1 protein-coding gene is annotated in these 766 nt (G+C 44.9%); it reads left to right on the forward strand.

What is annotated here, in order from left to right; all coding sequences use genetic code 11:
• A partial coding sequence (locus B4N75_RS04420; protein WP_349681379.1) for a type ISP restriction/modification enzyme occupies positions 1–726 on the forward strand: 726 nt, incomplete at its 5' end.
• Positions 727–766: the final 40 nt, after the last annotated feature.

Below are 766 nucleotides of genomic sequence, written 5' to 3' on the forward strand. Positions count from 1 at the left end.
GACGACGCGCAAATTGTAAGGCACGAGGCTGTCAGCGACTTTATATTGGAGCGCGCCCAGGGCAAGTACGGAAACAAAGTTCAGAAAGAAGACATTTTCTATTATGTCTACGGTATCCTGCATTCCAAAAGCTACCGCAAGACTTTCAGCGCCGACTTAAAGAAAATGCTTCCGCGCATTCCGCTTATAAGCGACTATGAGAAATTCTGGGCGTTCAGCAAGGCAGGACGAAAGCTGGCGGAGCTTCATTTGAATTATGAGCAGATTGCCGCATATCAAGGGTTGACAATAGAAAGCCTTGAAAATAAAAAATACGTATCTTTAAATTCAAAAAACACACCGGGCGAGGAGCTTTTTGTCGCAGAAAAGGCAAAAGCCGGCGCTTTAAACAGCGAATACGAATACTATGAAGTCTGTCAGATGAAGTTTCCAAAAAAGGGGCAGAAAGACACCATTATATATAATCACTACCACACGGTAAAAAATATTCCGCAAAAAGCCTATGAATATGTGGTAAACGGAAAATCCGCAATCGAGTGGATAATGGAACGCTATGCGGTAACCACCGACAAAAAAAGCGGAATTACAAACGACCCGAACGACTGGTCAAGGGAGCACGAAAAGCCGCGCTATATTCTGGACTTGCTCCTTAGCATTGTAAACGTGTCTGTGCAGACAGCGGACATTGTAGACGCCCTGCCTGATGTAGACTGGGAAAAGGAATAGGTTTAAAAAACAGCGCCTCTGGCAAATGCTTGCCAGAGGC

The sequence above is a fragment of the Treponema sp. UBA7570 genome, assembly GCA_002477955.1.
Lineage (GTDB): Bacteria > Spirochaetota > Spirochaetia > Treponematales > Treponemataceae > Treponema_D.